The following is a 4,883-nucleotide window of genomic DNA, read 5'->3' on the forward strand; positions in this document are numbered from 1 at the left end:
GGTGGCGGTAGGGCTTCCGGTCAGTCACAGCTCGGCAGCCTACCAGCGTTAAGTTGCCAGAACCGGAAAGCCACATTGAAAGGGGTAGAGTACCGCAGCATCTTCAAATTCGGGTTGATGAGCTTCAATGCCGCAGCAAAAACGTGCGCGGTCATTCTGGCTACACCTGGAGATTCCCCCAATCAACTCAAGGTCATCGGCGGCGAACTGCATATTCCACTAGCTTACTCAGAGGGAACGGCAATCTGGAATCCAGAGCAGCAGACCCTGCGCTGGAAATGATCTGTCTCTGATATAGCCTGCAGCGTCACTCCACCTTGGGTGACGTCAAGCACCAGTCAGTGCGCACAATCTGGGCAGAGCGACGTTGACCCTTCTTGGGTAGACCGCTCTTCCACTCAGTTTTGGGACATCAGGCTAGACGGCGTGACCGGGAAGTCTCCGGGGACGAGCGGTTCCATCTCACCCTTGTTCGCTTTCAGGACCTCGAAGACCCCTCACCCATGCCTGCACCTGCCGGTGCGCGTCCAGTCTCAAGGCGTCGGAATCGCGGTCCTCCTGACTCAGGAAATCCACAACTTCACCTGGCCCGTAGCTGTCGAGGTACTCGAACTTCTGAGTGATCGCGGTGTAGGCACGCTGCGCGTCCGGATGATCCTGAAGGGCCCGGCAGGCTCGCCCCAGCGCTTCGGGACCCTGCGGGGCGTGGCGCACGGTGTAGTACACGTCATACGCGTCCTTCGGTTCCCGCCGGCCCAGCAGGGCGAGGCCTTTGAGGACCAGGAAGGCCTCTGGTCCCACCACGCGCAGGGTGGCGGCGTCTCGCCGGCCCCGACGGGTCCGCCCCTCTACGGTCACGTCCGAGGCATGCTGCAGGGCGAGGCCGATCCCTTTCATGGCCATGGTGCGCAGCCCCTTCACCAGCGGGGGGCGGTGCTTGTCCAACTTGACGCTATCGGGAATGAGTAGGTCGACCTCCACTTTGACGACGGGTGCCCCGTCGTTCAGATCGACGTCGGTGGCCATCTGGAAGGCCCGCAGGTCCGGATGCTCACCCGCTTCGTTGCGGTAGAAGCCCCCACCCTCCAGCAGCCGGATGACCTCGGCGTAAGCGTCCTCCTCTTTGAGTGTGGCAGCGTCCAGAGCGAGATCGATGTCCATGGTGCCCACGTGGGCTTCCTCGGCCGCGGTGAGGATCAGGGAGGGCACCAGACCGCCCACGATAACCAGCTGTTCGCGGTAAGGGCCGAGCAGGTGAGCGAGGTCAATCAGGACGCGGCGGACCGCTTCCGTCGAGCGTTCCTCATAGCCGCTGGCATGGTGTGGTTTCGTCATGGTGCCTCCTCGATGAGCGGCCATGAGGCGTAGAGTTTCTGCCCGTCCCACAAGGGACGCAGGTAGTTCTGCAGGAGTTTCTCCGCGCCTTCCCGGCCCCGGCTACCCTGTCGCCAGAGATCGACGAAGGTCTGTGCAGGACTGGCGGTCCACAGGCCGATCTTGATCTCCAGGCGGTCGACGAACACGCCGTCCTCCACAAAGTGAACGGTCAGGTTGCCGCCCTTATCGACCTCTTCCGCGTCCAGCCGTTTCGCGGCGCGGCGCCAGGCCTCCGGGGTGGTGTACAGGACGGTGCCTTTGGGGGTCACGAAGGGCGCCATCCACTCGGCGGCGCTGGCGGCCCCAAGCAGCACCTGCGTCTGCCCCGTTAGGCGTTCAATCACCTGCTTGCTGCTGTGCACGGTGTACGCACTCAATGTGGGTGCGGGTGTCGCCCTGGTCCACTCGGCCCAGTCGCGCAGCAGCCCCTCGGGGTCAGGGACCACGACGCCTCCGGCCGTGGTCTCCAGCCAGCCCTGGGTCAGCAGTTTCTGCCGGACCGTGCTCACGGTGCCCAGGCTGACCTGACAGGTACGCGCGAGATCCTGCACCGGCCAGGGTCGGTGTGGTGCCGCCAGAAGGGCCCGGACGACCTGCAGGGTTTTCCCGGCATACAGGTTCGCCTGTTCCCGTTTGGCTGCTGGGGGCGGGGCGTGACCGACGCGTTCGAGGTGGTAGGGCCCGAAGTTCAACCGGTAGTTACCGGCGAGGTCCAGGGCACTGGCACCGGCCGCTTCGCATTCGTCCATAGCCCGCTCGGAGAGGTAGGGAGCGGCCAGAACCAGGTGCGCGGCGGTAGTTGGCTGGGCCGACTGACGCGTGAACCAGCGTCGGATGGCGGCCGGTGTACCGTCTGTCACGAAGTGGAGTTGAAAGCCCACGGTTCCTACATCTGGGAAGGATGCGGTCACGTCGCTGTCGTCGCCTGATTCCACGTCGCTGATGTGATCGGCAAAGCGGGAGAGGACCGAAATCAAGCGCTCTTCGGCCTGAAATTCCTGCCGCGTCATTGCACCACCCGTGTCCATGTTTCAGAGTATATGGCTTTTCACTCGACTGATGAAATAACGACACCAGTAAGATAACTGTGGAACCCTCAGCCCATGGGAGTCGAGGCTGCCTTCCGAAGATCACCCTGCACTGGCAAAGCATCCTCTGGAGCCAGGTAAAGTGGAGCACCATCGCAACGGCGACAAGAGTGACGCCCGACTGGAGAACCTGCTGGTTTTACAAGCCGATGAGCACACCTGGGTGGACTGGTTGCTCTGGCAATGGCGTCAGGGTCAGCCCCTACTCCTCCAGGACACTATTCCCGAAAACCTGAAAACCTGCTTTCCTGCCACACAGGGCGTATCAAGAGCATGCGCAGCAGGCAGTAACGCATCTTTTCCCGCTGTAGCGCGAAGAAATCACAGATACACCATGGGGCTGTCTGGAGCCCCCGCGCGCGTGTCGGTCCTGCTCTGAAGTGACGTGACGGCAGAACGCGCCCAGATGCGCAAAGCGCCGCACGCATTACTCCTGCACGTTCATAATCCGGCCAAGTGGGCGTGCTCAGCACCTGACACTTCGCCAAAAATGGCGTTGTGAACGCAGTTTGGCATGACAAAGGGCGGTATCTGAGTCTGTGACGAGCTCCGATACTGCCCGCCTGCATGCTGACACGCTGGCCGACCATCTGAAAACCCACCTCCCTCATCGCCGCCTCGACGCCCTGAAGCGGCTATCAGAGGTGCTCCTGGCGGTGCTCCAGGCAGAGTCCACCCTGCACCGCAAAATTGCGCTCCATCTGCCTCGAGACGCGAGTCTTGAATCCAAGACCCGCACGGTCGCCCGGGTCTTCCACGACGCTCAGCTCACCCCGCAGGACGTCACAGACGTCCTGCTCCCGCTGATCCCCGACGGCAAGCTCACCCTGATCATGGACCGCACCACATGGCACTACGGTCAGACGCCGCTGAACATCCTGGTGCTCGGCGCGCTCCTCGGTGGCGCGGTGATTCCCCTCGTCTGGTCAGTTCTGCCCCATCAAGGCAACAGTTGCACCGCCGCCCGAATCCTGCTGGTTGCTCGATTGCTCAAGGTCCTGCCCGCTCGACGGTGGGGCGTCGTGATCGCAGACCGGGAGTTCGTGGGGCGCGAGTGGTGCGCGTTTCTGCGCTGGAAACGAATCCGGCAGTGCATCCGCATCCGGGAGAACACCAGAATCGAGGATGAACTGGTGCGAGACTTGTTCACGACGCTGCAACCGGGACAGGTGCGCACCCTCTTCGAGCGGACATGGGTGTATGGGGGCTGGATGCACGTGGTCATCACCCTGTCCCCCGTGGGGGACAGGGTGATCGTGGCGTCGGATTTGTCCGTGCTGGACGTGTTGCGGACCTATCGGCTCAGGTGGGCGATTGAATCGGCATTTTCTTCGCTCAAATCCCGCGGGCTGAATCTGGAGGCGACGCACATGACGGCCCCAGAGCGAATCTCTCGGCTCTTTGGGCTGCTGTGTATCGCACTGGCCTGGATGACCCGGGTGGGGGCGCAGCGGACGGCGACCCATGCCTCTCGGCGGGATAAACGCGGGCGAGCGGTCGTGAGTGTGACACGGATTGGGTGGCAGATCCTGAGTCAAGCGGCGCGGTGGGGCGGCGATGACTTCTGGGACTGCCTGCGGCTTCTTGGGTTGCCATTTCCAACCGCCAGCACCTCAGTGTCTCGAAGTGTCAGGTGCTGAGGTCAACACCAGTTCCACACCAAGCCAGGTCGCCATATCTATAAGCTGGCGAGTGGAAAGTTTTTTAAGCGCGAGGAACATTCCGGAACAGGTGAAGTGCCTGCCTTCGGCGGATCAGGCCTCACTGGATGGGCAGATTTTGCCAATTTTACTGGAGAAACAGTTATCATTGGGCGCGTAGGATTTCACTGTGGCAATGTCAGTCTGGTTAAAACGCCAACATTTATTACTGATAACGCCATATATGCAAAAGAAATATCTGATGATATAAATGTTGATTTTCTTTATCATTTCCTGAGGCTGGCAAAACTAAATAGGTTCCGAGACCCCGGAGATCTGAAAAAAATTACCCAAAAGCCACTCGATGAACTTCTGATTCCAGTACCCCCTCTAGCAATTCAGGAGGCCATTGTCAAAGAGATTCAAGGAACCCCGTTTAGGGTTGGGCAAGGTTGTGGGCGAGGACGGCCAGGACGACGCGGAGACGGAGCGACCGCAACGTTTTCGTCTGCACGGAGCGAATCTGAGCCTCGACCAAACCAGAGAACACCGTTTCAATGCGTTTTCGCAATCGAGGGTGGCGGCCAGGCCGCCACCCCGTGTCGTACCGGGTATTGCTCTTCGGCGGGAACACGTAGCCCAGGCAGCAGTATCCCTTATCACCGATGATGCGTGGCCCGCCGAAGTCGGGCCACCGCCGGTTGAGCTCGTAGCGGTTCTGGCAACTTAACGCTGGTAGGCTGCCGAGCTGTGACTGACCGGAAGCCCTACCGCCACC

Annotated in this window: 5 protein-coding genes and 1 pseudogene; 3 read left to right on the forward strand and 3 right to left on the reverse strand. The window is 61.1% G+C overall.

What is annotated here, in order from left to right; translation table 11 throughout:
* Positions 1 to 282: hypothetical protein (locus tag IEY69_RS21895; RefSeq protein WP_229784202.1), on the forward strand; the 282-nt coding region annotated here is incomplete at its 5' end.
* A gap of 180 nt (positions 283 to 462) precedes the next feature.
* Here the strand turns inward: IEY69_RS21895 and IEY69_RS21340 are convergent.
* Both IEY69_RS21340 and IEY69_RS21345 read right to left on the reverse strand, forming a co-directional pair.
* On the reverse strand, positions 463 to 1,335 hold the full coding sequence (locus IEY69_RS21340) for a nucleotidyl transferase AbiEii/AbiGii toxin family protein (RefSeq protein WP_189075089.1): 873 nt from the start codon (positions 1,333 to 1,335) through the stop codon (positions 463 to 465).
* A complete protein-coding gene (locus IEY69_RS21345) occupies positions 1,332 to 2,405 on the reverse strand; it encodes a hypothetical protein (protein ID WP_189075090.1) in 1,074 nt (357 codons plus the stop codon). Before IEY69_RS21345 ends, IEY69_RS21340 begins: the two co-directional genes overlap by 4 nt.
* 599 nt (positions 2,406 to 3,004) lie before the next feature.
* Between IEY69_RS21345 and IEY69_RS21355 the strand changes: the two genes are divergently transcribed.
* The gene (locus IEY69_RS21355) at positions 3,005 to 4,105 is read left to right on the forward strand and encodes an IS4 family transposase (RefSeq protein WP_444542402.1); all 1,101 of its coding nucleotides are present in this window, start codon (positions 3,005 to 3,007) and stop codon (positions 4,103 to 4,105) included.
* Between the two features lie 45 nt (positions 4,106 to 4,150).
* Positions 4,151 to 4,510: pseudogene (locus IEY69_RS22155) on the forward strand (restriction endonuclease subunit S); the annotation flags it as partial.
* A 31-nt stretch (positions 4,511 to 4,541) separates the two neighbouring features.
* On the opposite strand, the gene IEY69_RS21365 reads toward IEY69_RS22155, so the two are convergent.
* Positions 4,542 to 4,883 (reverse strand): transposase family protein (locus IEY69_RS21365; protein ID WP_505706013.1); only part of this gene is annotated, 342 nt, incomplete at its 5' end.

It is taken from the genome of Deinococcus sedimenti (assembly GCF_014648135.1).
GTDB lineage: Bacteria > Deinococcota > Deinococci > Deinococcales > Deinococcaceae > Deinococcus > Deinococcus sedimenti.